21 protein-coding genes are annotated in these 17,798 nt (G+C 69.5%); 17 read left to right on the top strand and 4 right to left on the bottom strand.

All coding sequences use genetic code 11. The features are described from left to right. Position 1: 1 nt before the first annotated feature. The 12 genes from ABGI63_RS09075 (at position 2) to tatC (ending at position 6,688) form a co-directional block, all read left to right on the top strand. Complete coding sequence (locus tag ABGI63_RS09075; protein WP_349742121.1) at positions 2 to 688, top strand: HAD-IA family hydrolase; 687 nt, start codon at positions 2 to 4, stop codon at positions 686 to 688. 128 nt (positions 689 to 816) lie between these two features. Then, the gene (locus tag ABGI63_RS09080; protein WP_137941087.1) at positions 817 to 1,485 is read left to right on the top strand and encodes a response regulator transcription factor; all 669 of its coding nucleotides are present in this window, start codon (positions 817 to 819) and stop codon (positions 1,483 to 1,485) included. Positions 1,486 to 1,563: 78 nt separating this feature from the next. Continuing rightward, positions 1,564 to 2,202: a nucleoid occlusion factor SlmA gene (gene slmA, locus ABGI63_RS09085; RefSeq protein WP_137941086.1), complete on the top strand. Its 639-nt coding sequence runs from the start codon at positions 1,564 to 1,566 to the stop codon at positions 2,200 to 2,202. A gap of 43 nt (positions 2,203 to 2,245) precedes the next feature. Next, positions 2,246 to 3,169 (top strand): ATP-binding protein, encoded by a 924-nt coding sequence (locus tag ABGI63_RS09090; RefSeq protein WP_349742122.1) that lies wholly within the window; start codon positions 2,246 to 2,248, stop codon positions 3,167 to 3,169. Beyond that, a complete protein-coding gene (locus ABGI63_RS09095) occupies positions 3,162 to 3,614 on the top strand; it encodes an NUDIX domain-containing protein (RefSeq protein ID WP_349742123.1) in 453 nt (150 codons plus the stop codon). Before ABGI63_RS09090 ends, ABGI63_RS09095 begins: the two co-directional genes overlap by 8 nt. Before the next feature lie 13 nt (positions 3,615 to 3,627). After that, entirely contained in the window at positions 3,628 to 4,017 is a 390-nt protein-coding gene (gene hisI, locus ABGI63_RS09100; RefSeq protein ID WP_349742124.1) for a phosphoribosyl-AMP cyclohydrolase, read from the top strand. After that, on the top strand, positions 4,014 to 4,352 hold the full coding sequence (locus ABGI63_RS09105) for a phosphoribosyl-ATP diphosphatase (protein WP_137941082.1): 339 nt from the start codon (positions 4,014 to 4,016) through the stop codon (positions 4,350 to 4,352). Before hisI ends, ABGI63_RS09105 begins: the two co-directional genes overlap by 4 nt. A 3-nt stretch (positions 4,353 to 4,355) precedes the next feature. Next, positions 4,356 to 4,745: a DUF4870 family protein gene (locus ABGI63_RS09110; RefSeq protein ID WP_262969992.1), complete on the top strand. Its 390-nt coding sequence runs from the start codon at positions 4,356 to 4,358 to the stop codon at positions 4,743 to 4,745. Further along, on the top strand, positions 4,742 to 5,089 hold the full coding sequence (locus ABGI63_RS09115) for a histidine triad nucleotide-binding protein (RefSeq protein ID WP_349742125.1): 348 nt from the start codon (positions 4,742 to 4,744) through the stop codon (positions 5,087 to 5,089). The genes ABGI63_RS09110 and ABGI63_RS09115 overlap by 4 nt, the downstream gene beginning before the upstream one ends. 84 nt (positions 5,090 to 5,173) lie before the next feature. Next, a complete protein-coding gene (gene tatA, locus ABGI63_RS09120; RefSeq protein ID WP_137941079.1) occupies positions 5,174 to 5,407 on the top strand; it encodes a Sec-independent protein translocase subunit TatA in 234 nt (77 codons plus the stop codon). Between the two features lie 10 nt (positions 5,408 to 5,417). Beyond that, entirely contained in the window at positions 5,418 to 5,906 is a 489-nt protein-coding gene (gene tatB, locus ABGI63_RS09125; RefSeq protein ID WP_266006591.1) for a Sec-independent protein translocase protein TatB, read from the top strand. After that, positions 5,903 to 6,688: a twin-arginine translocase subunit TatC gene (tatC, locus tag ABGI63_RS09130; RefSeq protein ID WP_349742126.1), complete on the top strand. Its 786-nt coding sequence runs from the start codon at positions 5,903 to 5,905 to the stop codon at positions 6,686 to 6,688. Before tatB ends, tatC begins: the two co-directional genes overlap by 4 nt. Before the next feature lie 8 nt (positions 6,689 to 6,696). Here the strand turns inward: tatC and ABGI63_RS09135 are convergent, their stop codons facing one another. After that, the gene (locus tag ABGI63_RS09135; RefSeq protein ID WP_349742127.1) at positions 6,697 to 7,878 is read right to left on the bottom strand and encodes a S1C family serine protease; all 1,182 of its coding nucleotides are present in this window, start codon (positions 7,876 to 7,878) and stop codon (positions 6,697 to 6,699) included. Positions 7,879 to 7,894: 16 nt separating this feature from the next. Here ABGI63_RS09135 and ABGI63_RS09140 point away from each other — a divergent pair, with 16 nt between their 5' ends. Then, complete coding sequence (locus ABGI63_RS09140) at positions 7,895 to 8,644, top strand: Nif3-like dinuclear metal center hexameric protein (RefSeq protein ID WP_349742128.1); 750 nt, start codon at positions 7,895 to 7,897, stop codon at positions 8,642 to 8,644. 14 nt (positions 8,645 to 8,658) lie between these two features. Here the strand turns inward: ABGI63_RS09140 and ABGI63_RS09145 are convergent, their stop codons facing one another. Continuing rightward, complete coding sequence (locus tag ABGI63_RS09145; protein ID WP_349742129.1) at positions 8,659 to 10,443, bottom strand: DUF885 domain-containing protein; 1,785 nt, start codon at positions 10,441 to 10,443, stop codon at positions 8,659 to 8,661. Positions 10,444 to 10,530: 87 nt separating this feature from the next. Here ABGI63_RS09145 and pdxA point away from each other — a divergent pair, with 87 nt between their 5' ends. Next, on the top strand, positions 10,531 to 11,553 hold the full coding sequence (gene pdxA, locus ABGI63_RS09150) for a 4-hydroxythreonine-4-phosphate dehydrogenase PdxA (protein ID WP_349742130.1): 1,023 nt from the start codon (positions 10,531 to 10,533) through the stop codon (positions 11,551 to 11,553). Here pdxA and ABGI63_RS09155 read toward each other — a convergent pair. Then, the gene (locus tag ABGI63_RS09155; protein ID WP_349742131.1) at positions 11,550 to 12,734 is read right to left on the bottom strand and encodes a sensor histidine kinase; all 1,185 of its coding nucleotides are present in this window, start codon (positions 12,732 to 12,734) and stop codon (positions 11,550 to 11,552) included. The genes pdxA and ABGI63_RS09155 overlap by 4 nt on opposite strands. Continuing rightward, entirely contained in the window at positions 12,724 to 13,308 is a 585-nt protein-coding gene (locus ABGI63_RS09160; RefSeq protein ID WP_349742132.1) for a response regulator, read from the bottom strand. Before ABGI63_RS09160 ends, ABGI63_RS09155 begins: the two co-directional genes overlap by 11 nt. Positions 13,309 to 13,397: 89 nt before the next feature. Here ABGI63_RS09160 and ABGI63_RS09165 point away from each other — a divergent pair, with 89 nt between their 5' ends. Genes ABGI63_RS09165 through ABGI63_RS09175 form a run of 3 tightly spaced genes read left to right on the top strand, consistent with a single transcriptional unit; the run spans position 13,398 to position 17,796 of the window. Next, positions 13,398 to 14,693: an efflux RND transporter periplasmic adaptor subunit gene (locus ABGI63_RS09165; protein WP_349742133.1), complete on the top strand. Its 1,296-nt coding sequence runs from the start codon at positions 13,398 to 13,400 to the stop codon at positions 14,691 to 14,693. Further along, on the top strand, positions 14,690 to 15,379 hold the full coding sequence (locus tag ABGI63_RS09170) for an ABC transporter ATP-binding protein (RefSeq protein WP_349742134.1): 690 nt from the start codon (positions 14,690 to 14,692) through the stop codon (positions 15,377 to 15,379). The genes ABGI63_RS09165 and ABGI63_RS09170 overlap by 4 nt, the downstream gene beginning before the upstream one ends. Then, on the top strand, positions 15,376 to 17,796 hold the full coding sequence (locus ABGI63_RS09175) for an FtsX-like permease family protein (protein WP_349742135.1): 2,421 nt from the start codon (positions 15,376 to 15,378) through the stop codon (positions 17,794 to 17,796). The genes ABGI63_RS09170 and ABGI63_RS09175 overlap by 4 nt, the downstream gene beginning before the upstream one ends. Positions 17,797 to 17,798 lie beyond the last annotated feature (2 nt).

Below are 17,798 nucleotides of genomic sequence, written 5' to 3' on the forward strand. Positions count from 1 at the left end.
GGTGAGCGGCAAGCGCCGGCCGGTCTGGCTGTTCGACCTCGACAACACGGTCCACAACGCCTCGCACCATGTGTTCGGGGCGCTCAATGTGGCGATGACCGACTACATCGAGAGCCATGTCGGCGTCGAGCGCGCCGAGGCCAACCGGCTGCGTGCGCTCTACTGGGCCCGCTATGGGGCGACCCTGCTGGGCCTGGTGCGCCATCATGGCGTCAGCGTGCCGCATTTCCTGGCCGAAACCCATGCCCTGCCGGGGCTGGAGGACCTGGTTCACAGCCATGCCCATGATCTGGCGGCGCTCAGGCGCCTGCCGGGCCGCAAGATCCTGCTGACCAATGCGCCGGCCGCCTACGCGCGGCGGGTGCTGGTGGCGCTGGGTCTGCAGCGCTGCTTTGAGCGGGTCATCGGCTTCGAGGAGATGCGCATGTTCGGCGAGCACCGGCCCAAGCCCGATGCGCGGATGTTCCGCCATATCGCCGCCCGGCACCGCCTGCGCCTGGCCGACTGTGTGCTGGTCGAGGATACCTTGATCCATCAGAAGTCGGCCCGCTCGGTCGGCATGCAGACGGTCTGGATGCAGCGCTGGGCGCGCCAGGCCCTGCATGGCCCCGAAGCCAGCGCGCGGATGCGGCGCCGGCCGGCCTATGTGGGGCGCCGAATCGGCCAGCTTGGCAAGTTGCTGCGCTGAACGCCGCTTGGCAATCCCCAGAATCTTGCTGTTCCGGCGACACGACCACCCCCGCATGGGGGGAAGTTGCGGCTTGCGGCTGCAGGGTCTGGGCCGCAGAATGGCCCGGTCATTTGCCTGAGCCAGATATGCCCGACTTCTCCGTGCTGATTGTGGAAGATCAGGCCAGATTCCGCGATGCCTTCCAGCTCGCCCTGGCCAGTGTTCCCGATATCGAACTGCTGGGCATCGCGCCCGACCTGCCTCAGGGCCGCAAACTCTTTGACCAGACCCAGCCCGATGTGCTGCTGGTCGACCTGGACCTGCCCGGCGGCAGCGGCATCGAGCTGATACGCCATGCGGCGCAGACCCGGCCGCAATGCGATGTGATGGTGATCTCGGTCTTCGGCGACGAGCAGCATGTGCTGTCCAGCATCGAGGCCGGCGCCACCGGCTATCTGCTGAAGGACTCGCTGGCGCTGGACCTGGCCGGCCAGCTGCGCACGCTGCGCTCCGGCGGCAGCCCGATCAGCCCGGTGATCGCGCGGCGCCTGCTGCTGCGCCTGGCGCCCGGCGCCGGCTCGGCACCGGCCGTGCCGCTGCTGGAGGACGAGTCGGCGGTGGCGCTGTCCGAGCAGGAGTCGCGCGTGCTGCATCTGGCGGCCAAGGGTTTCACCTTTGACGAGATCGCGCAATTCATGCAGGTCTCGCCGCACACGGTGATGACTTATGTGAAGCGCATCTACCGCAAGCTGCAGGTGCGCTCCAAGGTCGAGGCCATTTACGAGGCCCGCCGGCTGGGCTGGCTGCGCGACTAGCCGGCGCGCGCGCGGCCTGTGCCAGAATCGGCGCAAACCTCCCGCCCGCACCGCTCGATGCACGCATCCCCTACCGACATGACGGATCCCGCGCCCGGCGCCGCAGGCCTGGGCCATGGCGAGCCGGCCAGTCCGCGCAAGCGGCCGCGTCCCGGCGAGCGCCGTGTGCAGATCCTGCAGACCCTGGCCGGCATGCTGGAGCAGCCCGGCTCCGAGCGCATCACCACCGCCGCGCTGGCCGCCAAGCTGGAGGTCAGCGAGGCCGCGCTGTACCGGCATTTCGCCAGCAAGGCGCAGATGTTCGAGGGCCTGATCGAGTTCATCGAGAGCAGCGTGTTCACGCTGGTCACGCAGATCACAGAGCGCGAAGGGTCAGGTCTTGCACAGGCGCAGAAGATTGTCTCGGTGCTGCTGCAGTTCGGCGAGCGCAACCCCGGCATGACCCGGGTGATGGTGGGCGATGCGCTGGTCTATGAGAACGAGCGCCTGGTGGCACGCATGAACCAGTTCTTCGACCGCATCGAATCCTCGCTGCGGCAATGCCTGCGGGCCGCCGCCGAAGCGGCCGGCTCCAGCACCCCGACCGTGCAGGCCAATGCCCAGGCCTCGGTGCTGGTCAGCTTCATCATCGGTCGGCTGCAGCGCTATGCGCGCTCGGGCTTCAAGCGCGCGCCCAGCGAGCAGCTGGAAGCGGCGCTGCGCATGCTGGCTGGCTGAGCTGGCCGGCGGCCCGCCGGCTGCCCCAGTAAACTGCGGGCCTATGTCTGCAGTCGAACACCTGATCGCGCGCGCCGAGGCGCTGCTTGGCCGGCTTGAAGCCGTCTTGCCCCAGCCCTTGATGGCGCCCGACTGGGCGGCGTCGGTGGCGTTCCGCTACCGCAAACGCAATGGCCGTCCGCAGCTGGAGCCGGTGCGCCATGTTGCCCCTATCCGCCTGCAGGACCTGAAAGAGGTCGAGGCGCAGAAGGAGAAGCTGCTGCGCAATACCGAGCAGTTCGTCGCCGGCCGACCCGCCAACAATGTGCTGCTGACCGGCGCCCGCGGCACCGGCAAAAGCTCGCTGATCAAAGCCTGCCTGAATGAGTTTGCCGATCGCGGGCTGCGCCTGATCGAGGTCGACAAGAGCGATCTGGTCGAGCTGCCGGATCTGGTCGATCTGGTGGCCGAGCGGCTCGAGCGTTTCGTGATCTTCTGCGACGACCTGTCGTTCGACGAGGGCGAGCTGGGCTACAAGGCGCTGAAGTCCATGCTGGATGGCTCGGTCTCGGTGGCCGGCGACAACGTGCTGATCTACGCCACCAGCAACCGCCGCCATCTGCTGCCCGAACAGATGAAGGACAACCTGGCCGTCAAGTACGACGAGAACGGCGAGCTGCATCCCGGCGAGGCGATCGAGGAGAAGATCTCGCTGTCCGAGCGCTTCGGCCTGTGGGTCAGCTTCTATCCCTTCAGCCAGCAGGAATATCTGGAGATCTGTGCCCAGTGGCAGCGCTACCACGGCATGGACGAGGCGCAGATCGCGACCAGCCGCCAGAGCGCGCTGGTCTGGGCGCTGGAGCGCGGCTCGCGCTCGGGCCGGGTGGCCTACCAGTTCGCCCGTGATCTGGCCGGTCGGGGACAGCTCGAATCCTTGCCGCCCCGCGCGATCCATGGCGATGCACCGGAGGGCCTGGACCATGTCTGAGCCGATGCTGGAAAGACAGCCGGTGGATGTGGCGGTCGGCGTGCTGGTCGAGCGCGATGCGCAGGGCCGGGAAGGGCGCTTCCTGCTGACCTCGCGACCCGAGGGCAAGGTCTATGCCGGCTACTGGGAGTTTCCGGGCGGCAAGCTGGAGGCCGGCGAGAGCGTCGAGCAGGCGCTCAAGCGCGAGCTGCACGAGGAGCTGGGCATCACGATAGGCGCGGCCCACCCCTGGAAGATCGAGCTGATGGACTATCCCCATGCCCGCGTGCGCCTGCATTTCTGCAAGGTGTTCGACTGGAGCGGCGAGTTCGAGATGCGCGAGCAGCAGGCGATGGCCTGGCAGGCGCTGCCGGTGCAGATGCAGCCGGTGCTGCCGGGCACGATTCCGGTGCTGCAGTGGTTCGCCGCCGAGCGCGGCCACGAGGGCCCCACCCATCTGGGCTGAGTACACTGTGACCATGAACTGGTTGGATCAAATCAAGTGGGACGCCGCCGGTCTGGTGCCGGTGATCGCCCAGGAGAAGGACAGCGGCGATGTGCTGATGTTCGCCTGGATGAACCGCGAGGCCTTGCAGCGCACCGCTGAGCTGGGCCAGGCGGTCTACTGGAGCCGCTCGCGCAACAGGCTTTGGCACAAGGGCGAGGAGTCCGGCCATCTGCAGATCGTCCATGAGCTGCGCATGGACTGCGACAACGACGTGCTGCTGCTGAAGATCACCCAGCAGGGACATGAGCCCGGCATCGCCTGCCACACCGGCCGCCACAGCTGCTTTTTCCAGCTCTATCAGGACGGTGTCTGGCACAGCGTCGAGCCGGTGCTGAAGGATCCGGAGAGCATCTACCAATGAGCGATAGCGACAGCCTGGCCAAACTCGCGGCGGTGATCGAGTCCCGCAAGCCGGCCAACGGGGGCGACCCCGGCGCCAGCTATGTGGCCAAACTCTTCGACAAGGGCACCGACGCGATCCTGAAGAAGATCGGCGAAGAGGCCACCGAGCTGGTGATGGCGGCCAAGGACGGCGACGCGCAGAAGATCGTCTACGAGACCGCCGATCTGTGGTTCCACTCGATGATTGCGCTGGCCCAGTTCGGGCTCAAGCCGGCCGATGTGCTGGCCGAGCTGGAGCGGCGCGAGGGCCTGTCGGGCCTGCAGGAGTTTGCACAACGCACAGGGAAGGGCTGAGTCATGAACCAGACGGTCGAGACGGTGGTGCTGGACCCGGCGCGCGCGCAAAGCCTGCGCAGCATCGGCATCGTCAGCTACATCCTGCACACCATTGTCGCGGTCGGCGCGGTGCTGCCCGGTGTGCAGGCCAGCGTGCTGCTGCTGATCGTGGCGGTCATCATCGACCTGGTCAAGCGCGACGAGGCCGCCGGCACCTGGCAGGCCTCGCACTTCAGCTGGCGCCTGCGCAGCGTGGTCTGGGCCGGTGTGCTGTATGCGCTGACCCTGCCGCTGTGGTTTCTGTTCCTGATCCCGGGCTGGATCGCCTGGGCCCTGATCTCGATCTGGTTCCTCTACCGCATTGTGCGCGGCTGGACCACGATGAATGCCAATCAAGCGATGCCGCGATGACTCACGATCCCAACTGCCTTTTCTGCAAGATTGTTGCCGGCCAGATTCCCTCGAAGAAGGTCTATGAGGATGAACAGCTGCTGGTGTTCCACGACATCCATCCCTGGGCGCCGGTCCACATCCTGCTCATCCCCAAGCTGCATATCGCCAGCATGGCCGAGGTGGGCCCCGAGCATGCGGCGCTGCTGGGCCAGATGACGGCCCTGGTGCCGCGGCTGATGCGCGAGCTCGGTGTGAGCAACGGATTCCGCACCGTGATCAACACCGGCCCGGACGGCGGCCAGGAGGTCTATCACCTGCATATGCATGCGATGGGTGGGCCGCGCCCCTGGCTCAAGGGTTGAGCTGCGTCAGGGCGGCAATAGCCATCCCCGCTGATTTGTCATGCGCGCCAACTAGAATGGCCGCTTCGTTTCCAGGAGATAACTATGGGTTCGTTCAGCATTTGGCACTGGCTCGTCGTGCTGGTGATTGTGGTGCTGGTGTTCGGCACGAAAAAGCTCAAGAACATGGGTTCGGACCTGGGCTCGGCCGTCAAGGGTTTCAAGGACGGCATGAAGGACGGTGGCAGCAGCGATGCCGCCCAGCCGACCCAGCAAGTGACCAGCCAGAAGACGGCCGACAGCAATACCGTCGACGTCGAGGCCAAGACCAAGTCCTGATTGATACTGCATGATCGACTTCGGCTTTGACAAACTGGCCCTGATCGGCGCCGTCGCGCTGATCGTGATCGGCCCCGAGAGGCTGCCACGGGTGGCACGCACGGTGGGCCATCTGCTGGGCAAGGCGCAGCGCTATGTGTCGGACGTCAAGGCCGAGGTGAACCGCTCCATCGAGCTCGAAGAGCTCAAGAAGATGAAGAGCGGCATCGAGGATGCGGCGCGCGATGTCGAGCAATCGGTCAGCAAAGAGATCAACGAGGCCAATCAGGCCTTCGAGCAGAACTGGCATGAAGCCAGTGCCGGCCTGGATGGCGGCAGCACCGATCACGGCTACCAGACCCTGATGCCGCCGCCCGGTTATCAGCGCCCGAAGAAGAACTGGCGCCTCAAGCGCGGTGCCACACCGCAGTGGTACAAGCAGCGCCAGGGCGTGCGCCAGCATGCCCAATCCGGCGCCGCCCGCGTGGCGCGCTTTCGCCCGCCCCGCAGACCTACATGACCGATTCCCACAAGCCCGACGATGAACTCGCCGGCACCGAGCAACCTTTTGTCTCGCACCTGATCGAGCTGCGCGACCGCCTGGTGCGTGCCGCCATCGCGGTGGCGGTGTGCTTTGGCGTGCTGGCGCTCTATCCGGGGCCGTCGATGCTGTACGACCTGCTGGCTGCGCCGATGATCGCGAACCTGCCAACGGGTTCGACCATGATCGCCACCAATGTGATCTCGCCCTTTCTGGTGCCGCTGAAGATCACCTTGATGGCCGCCTTCCTGATCGCGCTGCCGGTGGTGCTCTACCAGGTCTGGGCCTTTGTGGCGCCGGGCCTGTATTCGCACGAGAAGAAGCTGGTCATGCCGCTGGTGGTGTCCAGCACGCTGCTGTTCTTTGTCGGCGTGGCGTTCTGCTACTTCTTCGTGTTCGGCCAGGTCTTCAAGTTCATCCAGAGCTTCGCGCCCAAGAGCATCACGGCGGCGCCCGATATCGAGGCCTACCTGAGCTTTGTGATGAGCATGTTCATCGCCTTCGGCGCAGCCTTCGAGGTGCCGGTGGTGGTGGTGGTGCTGGCCCGCATGGGCCTCGTCACGGTCGAGAAGCTGCGCGAGTTCCGCGGCTACTTCATCGTCGTGGCCTTCATCATCGCGGCCGTGATCACGCCGCCCGATGTGGTGTCGCAGCTGGCTTTGGCCATCCCGATGTGCCTGCTCTACGAGGTCGGCATCTGGGCATCCGGCTTTTTCATCCGCTACTCCAAGGCGCCGGACTCGGCCACCGATCAGCCCTGAGCTGAGCGCTAGTCGCGCGTGCCCGGCAGCGGGCGCTGTGCCACCGTGAGCTCGAACTGCAGCGCCTTGTCGCCGCGCTGCACCGCGATGGCGGCGCTGGACTGCGGCTTCAGTGCCGCCACCGCCGCCAGCAGGTCCGCCGGGCTCAGCACCTGGGTGCCGCCGACCCGTGTCACCACGTCGCCGGGCTTGATGCCTGCCTTGGCGGCCGGCGCATTGACGACCACCGCGCTGATCAGCACCCCTTCGCGCACCGTCAGCTTGAAGGCCTCGGCAAACTCCGGCGTCAGCTCGCGGGTCTGCACGCCGATCCAGCCACGCGCGACCTGACCGTCCCGCACCAGGGCCTGCATCACCTGCTGCGCGGTGCTGATCGGGATCGCGAAGCCTATGCCCAGGCTGCCGCCGCTGCGCGAGAAGATCGCGGTATTGATGCCCACCAGCCGGCCCTGATCATCGACCAGGGCGCCGCCCGAGTTGCCCGGATTGATCGCGGCATCGGTCTGGATGAAGTTCTCGAAGGTGTTGATGCCCAGCTGGGTGCGCTTGAGCGCGCTGACGATGCCCGAGGTCACCGTCTGGCCGACATTGAAGGGGTTGCCTATCGCCAGCACCGCATCGCCGACCTGCAGCTGCTCGGCATCGCCCAGCGCGATCGCCGGCAGGCCGTCGAGCTCGACCTTCAGCACCGCGACATCGGTCTCCGGATCGCTGCCGACCAGGCGCGCCTTGGCCTGGCGGCCGTCGCTGAGCTGCACCTCGATCTCCGAGGCACCGGCCACCACATGGCTGTTGGTCAGCAGATAGCCGTCGGCCGAGACGATCACGCCCGAGCCCAGGCCGGTCTGCCCGCCGGGCTCGTCGCCGTCGTCTTCGCCGCGTCGGCCGCGCCGCGGCAGGCCGAAGTGAAAACGCCGCCAGGCCTCGTCGTTCTGCGCCGAGCGGCGCGGTGCCTTGCTGGCCGTGACGCTGACCACGGCGGGCGCCGCGCGCTGGGCCGCAAGACGGTAACCCCCGCCGCCGCTGGCATCGCTGGCGGGGCGGGCGCTTGGCAGGGCCTGGCCCAGAATCACCGTGGGGCGCAGTGGCTCGCCGCGCTCCACCCACGCCGGCCGCAAGGTCGCGACGACAAAGTACAGCGCCAGGCCCACTGTCACGGCCTGGGAGAAAATCAGCCAAATTCTGCGCACCGCCGCTCCTGTCGCCATGCCCAACCGCCACACCCTCGATGCCCACCTCAGCCAGTTGCTCGAGGTGCCTCGCTTCAAAGATTATGGGCCGAACGGTCTGCAGGTGGAGGGACGCGAGGAGATACGCCATCTGGTCTGCGGTGTTACCGCCAGCCTCGCGCTCATCGACGCAGCGATCGCCAGCGGCGCCGACGCGATCCTGGTGCACCACGGCCTGTTCTGGCGCGGCCAGGACGGCCGCGTCACCGGCTGGATGAAGCAGCGCCTGCACAAGCTGCTGGTGCATGAGATCAATCTGTTCGCCTACCACCTGCCGCTCGATGCCCACCCCGAGCTGGGCAATAACGCGCAGCTGGGCCGGCTGTTCGGCTGGCAGGCCGAGCAGCGCTTCGGCGATCAGGAGCTGGGTTTCGCCGGGCCCCTGAGCGCGCCGCAAAGCCTGGACGAGTTGCGCCGGCAGATGGGTGCGGCGCTGGGCCGCGAGGTGCTGGCCGTGCCCGGCGACGGCCGGCCGCTGCGCCGCGTGGCCTGGTGCACCGGCGGAGCCCAGGGCTATTTCGAGGCCGCGATCGCGGCCGGCGCCGATGTCTTCGTGACCGGCGAGATCTCCGAGCCGCAGGCCCATTACGCCGCCGAGACCGGCGTGGCCTTCATCGCCGCCGGCCACCACGCGACCGAGCGCTATGGCGTGCAGGCGCTGGCGCAGCGCCTGGCCATGGACTTCGGCCTCAGCCAGCAGTTCATCGACATCCCGAATCCGGCCTGAACGACCGAAGCCGCTCAGCCCGGCTGCGCGGCGATCCAGGTGCGTACCCGCTGCTCCAGCAGGCCCAGCGGCAGCTGGCCCTGGTCCAGCAGCACCATATGGAAGCGGCGCAGATCGAAGCGGGCACCGAGCTGCGCTTGGGCCAGCTCACGCAGCTCCAGAATCTTCAGCTGGCCGGTCATATAGGCCAGGGCCTGGCCGGGCTGGGCCAGATAGCGGTCGACCTCGGCATTCATGAAGACCGGGTCCTGGCCGGTTTCTTCGAGCATATAGGCCAGCGCCCGCTCGCGGCTCCAGCCCAGCGCATGCATGCCGGTGTCGACCACCAGGCGGGCCGCGCGGAACATCTGGGCCTGCAGATGACCGAAGCGGCTGTAGGGGTCGCGGTACAGGCCCAGGTCCTTGCCCAGGGTCTCGGCATAGAGGGCCCAGCCCTCGCCATAGGCGGTGTAGAAGCTGCTGCGCCGGAAGGCCGGCAGCTCGCCGAGCTCGCGCTGGCGGGCGTTCTGCAGATGGTGGCCGGGCACGGTCTCGTGCGCGACCAGGGTTTCCAGCGCCCAGATCGGGCGGCGCTTGTAGGCGAGCACATTGGCGTTGAACCAGCCCGGCGTGCTGCCGTCCAGCGAAGGTCCGTTGTAGTTCTCGGCCGCGCCCTCGCCCATATGGGCCGGCATCGCCCGCACGCCATAGGGTGCACGCGGCAGCTCGGCAAAGAGCTTGGGCAGCTCGGGGTCGATGCGCTTGCTGATCTCGCGGTAGGCCGCCAGCAAGGCCTCGCCATTGGGGTGGAAGAACTTCGGCTCGCTGTAGAGGTATTTGAAGAACTGCTGGCGGTCGCCGGCGAAGCCGACCTCGCGGCGCACCGCTTCCATCTCGGCGCGCAGGCGCTCGACCTGGCGCAGCCCGATGTCATGGACCTGTTGCGGGCTCAGCGCCAGTGTGGTGTTGCGGCGCACCAGCGCCGCATAGACCTGGGTGCCGTCGGGATAGCGGCCCAGCCCGCCGGCGGCCGGGGCCTTGGGCAGGTATTCCTCCTTGATGAAGCGGCGCAGGCGCTGCATCGCCGGATAGACCTGCTGCTGCAGCGCCTGCCGACCCTGCTGACGCAGCGCGTCGCGCTGGGCCTCGGCGATGCCGCTGCCCAGCTTGTCGAAAGGCTCGAAAAAGGGGCTGCGCGTCACGTCCTCGCTCAGCTGCCCGTCCAGTTGGGCCAATGCTCGTGCCAGCACCGGCTGCGGGCTGACCCAGCCCAGCGCGATGCCGCGGCGCAGGCTCTCGATCTCCTGATCGACCCGCAGCGGATAGGCGGCCAGCCGGGCCAGCAGCTGCCGGACCTGGGCCTCGCTGGCGGTGGGCGTGGCACGCATCAGATTGGCCAGCCCCGACTGGAAGCCCCATAGCGAGCCCAGGCTCAGTGTGCGATAGCCCTCGAAAGCCTGGAACTCGATCTCGCCTTGCTGGCGATCGATGAAGATCTGCAGCGACACGCGGTCGCGCTCATCCAGCGCGGCTGTATCGATGGCCTGCGCGCGCTTCAGCAGCTCCCGCGCATAGGCGTCCTGGGCCGCGACGGCGGCCGGCGAGCGGTCGCTCAGGCGGTCATTGAAGCGGTGGTCGCCGCGCACCGTGGCCCATTCCGGGGCCTGGCGGGCGCCTTGCTCCCAGGCTTCGTCGAACAGCGCGTGCAGGTTTTGTGCGGCCGGGTTGGCCCAGCTGGCGTTGGGCCCCAGTCCGCCCAAGGCCAAGCTCAGGACGGTCGCCAGGGTGTGGCGGTGGATGCGGGATGGCAGGTAGGCCATGCGAAGCTCCTTGATTTGTCGGTCGCGCGAGTCTGCCACTGCACGCCTGCTCTGGGGGTCAGGACTTGCCCATGAAACAATGAGGCGATGAGTGACAGCAAAACCCTGTTGATCAGCATGGGCGATGCCTGCGGCATCGGCCCGGAGATTGCCGTGGCGGCCTGGGCGGCCGAGGCGCGGCGCGAGGATCTGTGCCTGGTCGGCGATGTCGGCGTGCTGCGCCGCGCGGTTGCCTGGCTGGGCCTGAGCCTGCCGGTGGCACGGCTGGCCTCGCCGGACGAGCTGGCGGGCTTGCCGCCCGACTGCCTGCCGGTCTGGCAGCCCGAGGGCCTGCCGGCCGATCTGCTGGACTGCCCGGTGGGCCGCGTCGATGCGCGCGCCGGTCGCGCGGCGGCGGCCTGCATCGAGGCGGCGGTCGCGGCCATCCAGGCCGGCCGGGCCGCAGGGCTGGTGACCGCGCCGCTGCACAAGGAGGCCCTGCATGCGGCCGGGGTGGACTATCCCGGTCATACCGAGATGCTGCAGGCCCTGGCCGCGCCAGGGGGCGCAGCGCCGCCGCCGGTGCGCATGATGCTGGCCAACGAGGAGCTGCGCACGGTGCTGGTGACCATCCATATGGCGCTGCGCGAGGCCATCGACATGCTCAGCATCGAGCGGGTGCTGCAGACCCTGCAGATCAGCGACGCCGCACTGCGCCGCTTCGGGCTCACGGCACCGCGCATCGCGGTCGCGGGCCTGAACCCCCATGCCGGCGAGGGCGGGCTGTTCGGCCGTGAGGAAATCGACATCATCGCGCCTGCAATCGAACGCGCGCGCGCCGACGGCATCGAGGCCAGCGGCCCCTATGCGCCGGACACGATCTTCATGCGGGCCCGTAACACGCCCACACACCCCGGTGAGTTCGATCTGGTCGTCGCGATGACACACGACCATGGGCTGATCCCGGTCAAGTACCTGGGCGTCGAGCAGGGCGTCAACGTGACCCTGGGCCTGCCTTTTGTGCGCACCAGCCCCGACCATGGCACGGCCTTCGACATCGCCGGCACCGGCCGCGCCGATGCGTCCAGCATGCGTGCGGCGATCCGGATGGCGCGCCGGCTGCTCGGTTAGAACACCAGCAGAAAGCCCGCGCCGCCCTCGATCGGCCGTACATGGCGCACGCGGCCGCCCATGCCGTGCACCAGCTGGCGCACCACCGTCAGTCCGATGCCCTGGCCGCCTTCGCGGGCGCTGAAGAAGGGCAGGAAGATCTGCCGCTCCAGGCCCGGCGGCACGCCCGGCCCGTTGTCGCGCACACTGAGCATCAAGCGGCCGCCGCGGCCCTGGCGCGCCTGCACCCACAGGCGCGGCTGCGGCTGTTTGGCGGTGGCCTGCTCGGCATTGCTGAGCAGGGCCAGCAGGGCCTGTTCGAGCTGGCCCTCGTCGGCCATCAGGCGCAGGCCGGGGCTGGCCAACTCGAACGAAGCTGCACCGCCGCGCGCCGTCCAGCCCGGACCCATGGCCTGGGCCAGGCGGGCAAACAGCGCGCCCAGGTCCACTGGCGCCAGCTCGGGCGGCGGCCAGCGGCTGACCCGGCGGTAGGTGCTGACGAAGCCGGCCAGACTCTCGGCGCGCAGCGCGATCGCGTCCAGCGCTAGACGCAATTCATCGCTTGCGCCGCCGCTGTCGTGGCCAGGCGGGAACTCGGCGAGCAACTGGCCAGCGGTCTGGCTGAGGCTTTTGATCGGTGTCAGCGAGTTCATGATTTCATGGGTCAGCACCTGCACCAGCTGCTGCCAGGCCTGCAGCGACTCGGTCTCCAGCGCCTGCTCCAGCGGCATCAGGGCCAGCAGGATCTCGGCCCGGCCGTCCAACGCCAGCGGCTGGCGCCGCAGCTGCCAGCGCTCGGGGCCCCGCTCGGTGTCCAGCAGCAACGGCCCGCTGCCATCGGCCTGGCGCAGCAGTGCCTGCAGCGCAGCCGGGTCGCGCACACCACCGGGCGCGGCCAGGCGACGGGCGCGGGCGCTGAGCGGTCGCAAGCGGGTCTCGTCCAGCACCCAGACCGCAACCGGCAGATGCTCCAGCCGCGCCTGCAGCCGGGCCTCTTCGCTGACCGACGGTGGCGGCGCCATCGGCAGGGCTTCACGCGGTTGACGCGGCCGTGTCAGCGGCCAGGCGCAGGCCAGACCCAGCAGACCCAGCAGCAGGGCTGCGACCCAGAGACGGGCCGAGCCATCGGCCATCCCCGCCAGCACACCGGCAGCGAACCAGGCTGCCGCCGCTCCGAACAGCCGCAGGCGCTCAGAGCCCATGCTTGTCCAGCCGCCGGTACAGGGCCGCGCGCGACAGGCCCAGCAGCCGCGCCGCCTCGCTGAGATTGCCCTGGGCATCGGCCACCGCCGCGATCAGCGCGGCACGCTCCTGCGCCGCCAACGAGCGCAGTGGCTCGGCCGGCTGAGCGGCGCAGCCGGCCGTCGGCGCCTCGGCCGGCTGCGCTCCCTGCAAGGCTTCGCGGCAGGTCGCGACCAGGCGCGCGTTGTCCCAGGGCTTGGTGATGAAGTCGAAGGCACCACGCCGCAAGGCCTGCACCGCCAGATCGATCTCTGCATAGGCAGTCATCGCGATGACCTTGGGTGCTTGCGGCCGCGCCAGGGTCTCGGCCAACAGGCGCAGACCCTGCTCGCCATCGCTGCGGCCGGGGCCGAAGTTCAGGTCCAGCAGCAGCAGGGCCGGGCGCCAGCGCTCCAGCGCGGCCGGCAGCTCGGCCGGTCGGCGCAGGCATTGCAGCGGCGCGACGCGGCGTTGCAGCAGCAGTTGCGCGGCCAGGCCCACATCGGGGTCGTCGTCCAGCAGCAGGATGGGGGAGGGCGAGGTGGTGGCTGTCACGGCGCGCATCATCGCAGGCACGCGCGGGCGCGCGCCAGGGGACTGTCCGGAAACGGACAGGGGGCTGGGCAGCAGGTGGGATGGCCGCGATGCTGCGAACCCTGATGACCTCCAACCCGCCACCGTTGCCAGGCTCTCGCCCGCCCAGCGGCGCCACCATGGATCGGCCCCTGCGACCGGGACGGCGCTGGCTGCGCCTGCCGTCGATGCTGGCCTGCGGGCTGGCGATCGCGTTGACCGCCGCTGTGCTGGCCGGGCTGGCGGCCTTGCGCGCGCCGGTGCTGCAGCGCATCGAGACACCGCAGCTGGCCATGGCGCGGGCCGGCGAGTTCCGCGACGAGCTGGCCTTGCGAGCGCGCGTCGAGCCGCTGCGCTCGGTGCAACTGGATGCCACCGAGGCCGGCCGGGTCGAAGCGGTGCTGGCCGGCGAGGGTGAGCGCGTTGCGGCGGGCGCGCCGCTGTATCGGCTGCACAGCCCCGAACAGGAACAGCTGCTGATACAGCGCGGCGCCGAAGTCGCGCAGCAGATGGCCAATGCTTCGGTGCAGCGCAGTGCCCAGGCCGCCAGCCTGGCGCAGCACCGCCGCGAGCGGCTGCAGCTGCGCGCGCAGGCCGAGCAGGCTGAGGCCGAGTTGCGGCGCCAGGCCGAGCTGGCCACAGCCGGATTTCTCGCGACGGCGGCGCTGGAGCAGGCCCGCCGCCAGCGCGATCTGGCCGTTGCCCAGCTGGCTCAGGCCCATGAGGATCAGGGCGCCGAGGCGGCGATCCGGGCCCAGTCGCTGGCCGAGATGGACCGCGCGGTGGCTAGGCTGCAGAACGGCCTGGACCTGCTGGCGCGCGCCCAACAGCGCCTGCTGCAGCGCGCGCCGATCGCCGGCCAGTTGAGCGGTTTCAATCTGCAGCCGGGCGCCAGCGTGCGGCCCGGCGACCGGCTGGGCCGCATCGACGATGTCGCCGGAGGGCTGAGGCTGGCGGCCGAGGTGGACGAGTTCTATCTGCCGCGCCTGCAGCCGGGCCTGAGCGCGCTCAGCGAAACGCAGGGGGCCCTGTATCTGGCCCAGACCCTGCCCCAGGTGCAGGGCGGCAAGGTGAGGGTGCTGCTGCACTGGCCCGAGGACCGCGCGCCGGCCGCGCTGCGACCCGGCCAGGCGGTTGAGCTACGGCTGCATTTCAGCGCGCCGCGGCCGGCCCTGCTGCTGCCCGATGGTCCCGGCGTGCAGAGCCGGCTCTATGTGCGCGAGGGCGACGAGCTGCGCCTGCGCGACGTGCGACTGGGCCAGCGTGCAGCCGGCCTGGTCGAGGTGCTCGCCGGCCTGCGTGCTGGCGAGCAGGTGCTTGTTTCCCAACCCCCTGCCAATACGCCGCAAAGGCTGGTTCTCCCATGATTCAACTCCAAAATTTGAGCAAGCGACACCGCAGTGGCGAGGTCGAAACCCTGGCGCTGGATGCGATCGACCTGCAGATCGAGGCCGGCGAGTATGTCGCGATCACCGGCCCCTCGGGCTGTGGCAAGTCGACCCTGCTGGGCCTCCTCGGCCTGCTGGATGCGCCCAGCGGCGGCCGCTATCTGTTGCAGGGCGAGGATGTCGCAGCCAAAAGTCCGCGCGATCTGGCGGCGCTGCGGCGCGGCCGTATTGGTTTCGTGTTCCAGAGCTTCAATCTGGTGGACGAGCTGACGGTGGCCGACAACGTGCAGCTGGCATTGCGCTACGGCGGCATGCCCGAGAAGGGCCAGCGGGGTCGCGTGGCCGAGGTGCTGGAGCGCCTGGGCTTGGCGCACCGCGCTGCCCACCACCCCAGCCAGCTCAGCGGCGGCCAGCAGCAGCGCGTGGCGATTGCCCGCGCGATCGCGGCGCGTCCGGCTCTGCTGCTGGCCGACGAGCCGACCGGCAATCTGGACAGCGCCCACGGCCAGGAGGTGATGCGCCTGCTGCGCGAGCTCAATGACGAGGGCACGACGCTGGTGATGGTGACCCATAGCGCTGAGCATGCGGCGCTGGCCTCGCGCTGCGTGCGCCTGCTGGACGGGCGCGTGCTGGTCGATGCGCAGGCCGAGGAGGCGCTGGCATGAGGGCGCTGCTGCTTGATGCGCTGCGCGGCCTGCGCAGCCGCAGGGCCGGCGTCGCCGTGGCCGTCGTCGGCCTGGGGCTGGCGCTGGCCGCCTGCCTGCTGACCGGCCTGGTGGCGCTGGGGCTGTCCGACCCGGCCCCCGGCATCCCAGAGCCCGAGCGCCTGGTGATCCTGGACTTCAAGGGCAATCCGCCGGGCATGCCCAGCCCCTGGTTCACCCGCTCGCCGGTGGCCTTTGCCACGCTCTTGAGGCAGCGCCAACTGCCGCTGGAGGTGATCGCCCGCGCCGGCCAGAACTGGCTGGATACGCGGGTGCAGGGCATCATGCGGCCGCTGGTGATCCAGCTGATCGATCCTGAGTTGGCGCCGCTGCTGGGCCTGCAGGCGCTGCATGGCGACCTGGACGCTACCTTGCGGCGCCGCGATGCGATCGCGCTGACGCCGGCCATGGTGCGCCAGCTCTGGGGCGAACTGCCACCACCGCAGGCGCTGGGCCGCAGCCTGGATCTGGAGGGCCGGGTGATGACCGTCACCGCCATCGTGCCTGAGCATGACCCGCGCGGCCCGCTGTGGGCGCACGAGGCGCTGGCCGGCTATGAGTCGCAGGCCAATTCGATGAGCGAGCAGGACCGCGAGGCCATCTTCATGATGAACGGCCGCGTGTTCGTGCGGTTGGGGCCGGGGGTCAGTGCGGCCCAGCTCGGGCCCTGGATGCGCGAGGCCTTTCTCGCCAGCCCGGGCTACCAAAAGCTGCCGCCCGAGTGGCGCACCGGCCGCGAGGCCGCCTTTTTCCGTGGCCTGCCGCTGCTGGCACTGCCTTTCGAGGGCGAGGACAACGAGATGCGCTGGCAGGCCCTGGCCGGCATCGGTGCGGCGTCCCTCCTGCTGCTGCTGATGGCCGCGCTGAATCTGCTGAGCCTGCAGAGTGCCGCCCTGCTGCAACGCCAGCGTGAGACGGCGCTGCGCCGCAGTCTGGGCGCCGGCGGCGCCCAGCTGCTGCGGCTGTGGGCCACGGAGCTGGGACTGCTGCTGCTGGCCAGCGGCGCCCTGGCTCTGCTGCTGGCCTGGTGGATGGCGCCGCTGCTGTCGGGCGCGTTGGGCCTGGACCCTCGCCATCCGGTAGCCGATCCGATACCGCTGCGCGCGCTGCTGGGCCTGTCCGGAGTGCTGGCCCTGCTGCTGCCATTGACCCTGGCCCTGCCGGCCTGGGCCGCGCTGAAGCGGGCGCCGGCGCCGGCGCTGCAGGGCCGAACGGCCAGCGAGGGCCCCTGGGGCCGGCGCCTGCGCCAGGGCCTGCTGGCCCTGCAGCTGGGCGGTGCCCTGCTGCTGTTGGCGCTGACCGGTGTGCTGGGCCTGCAGCAGCGCCACCTGATGGAGGCCGATCGCGGCTATGCGCTGGAGAACCGGCTCTACCTGGGCCTCAACGTCAATCCGGAGCGCCTGCCCGATCTGCAGCCGCTGATCGCCGCGCTGGACAGTCATCCGGCCGTGCGCCGCTGGGCCTTCAGCAGCATGCGGCCGGCCCGCGACCTGGGCCCGGGTACGCAGGAGCTCTATGTGGGCGCCGAGCGCAGACAGCAGGTGCTGCGGGTCAACACGGTTTCTGCCAGCTTCTTCGCCACCTACGGCATGGGGCTGCTGGCCGGCCAGGTGCCGAAGGCGCCGGACGAGGGCGAGACCCGGGTCGTGCTGGATGCGAAGGCGGCCCGCGCGCTGGGCTTTGCCACGCCGCAGGCGGCGATCGGCGCCCTGGTCGAAGGCGGCGGCGATTTCATGCAGGCCGGCGGCAAGCCACGGCGGGTGGTGGCGGTGGTGGGTGATGTGAATCTCGAGTCGGCACGCGAGCCGGCCAGGCCGCAGGCCTTTGTGCTCAGCGAGGCGCCGCAATGGGACATCACGGTCCATGGCGACGATCTGGCCGCGCTGCAGCAAGCCTTGGAGCAGATCTGGCAGCGCCATGGCCCCAAGATCCGCCACACGATTGAACGGGTGGATAGGCAGCGGGCCGAGGCCTATGAGTTGGAGGAACGGCTGACCGTCACGCTGGCCATCGTGGCTGGCCTGGCGGTGGTGGTTGCGATGCTGGGCGCCTACGCCTTGGTGGCCGACACACTGCGCCGACGCCGCACCGAGATCGTGCTGCGCCGGCTGCATGGGGCCGGCGATGCGGCGATCGCGGCCCAAGTGGCAGGCGAGTTCGCTTGGCCGCTGCTGATTGCGGCGTTGCTGGGCCTGCCGCTGGCAGCCCTGCTGGGGGGGCTCTATCTGGGGGGCTTCGCGGACCGGGTGGCGTCGCTGCCGGGACTGGTCTTGCCGCTGGCGCTGGCCGCAGCAGCCCTGCTGGTCGTCACCGGCCTGGCCGCGGCGCGGCATCTTCGCCTGGCCCTGCGGCTGCGACCCGTGGAGGCGCTGGGCTGATC

It is taken from the genome of Roseateles cavernae, from assembly GCF_040187885.1.
In the GTDB taxonomy this organism is placed as follows: Bacteria; Pseudomonadota; Gammaproteobacteria; order Burkholderiales; family Burkholderiaceae_C; genus Roseateles_E; species Roseateles_E cavernae.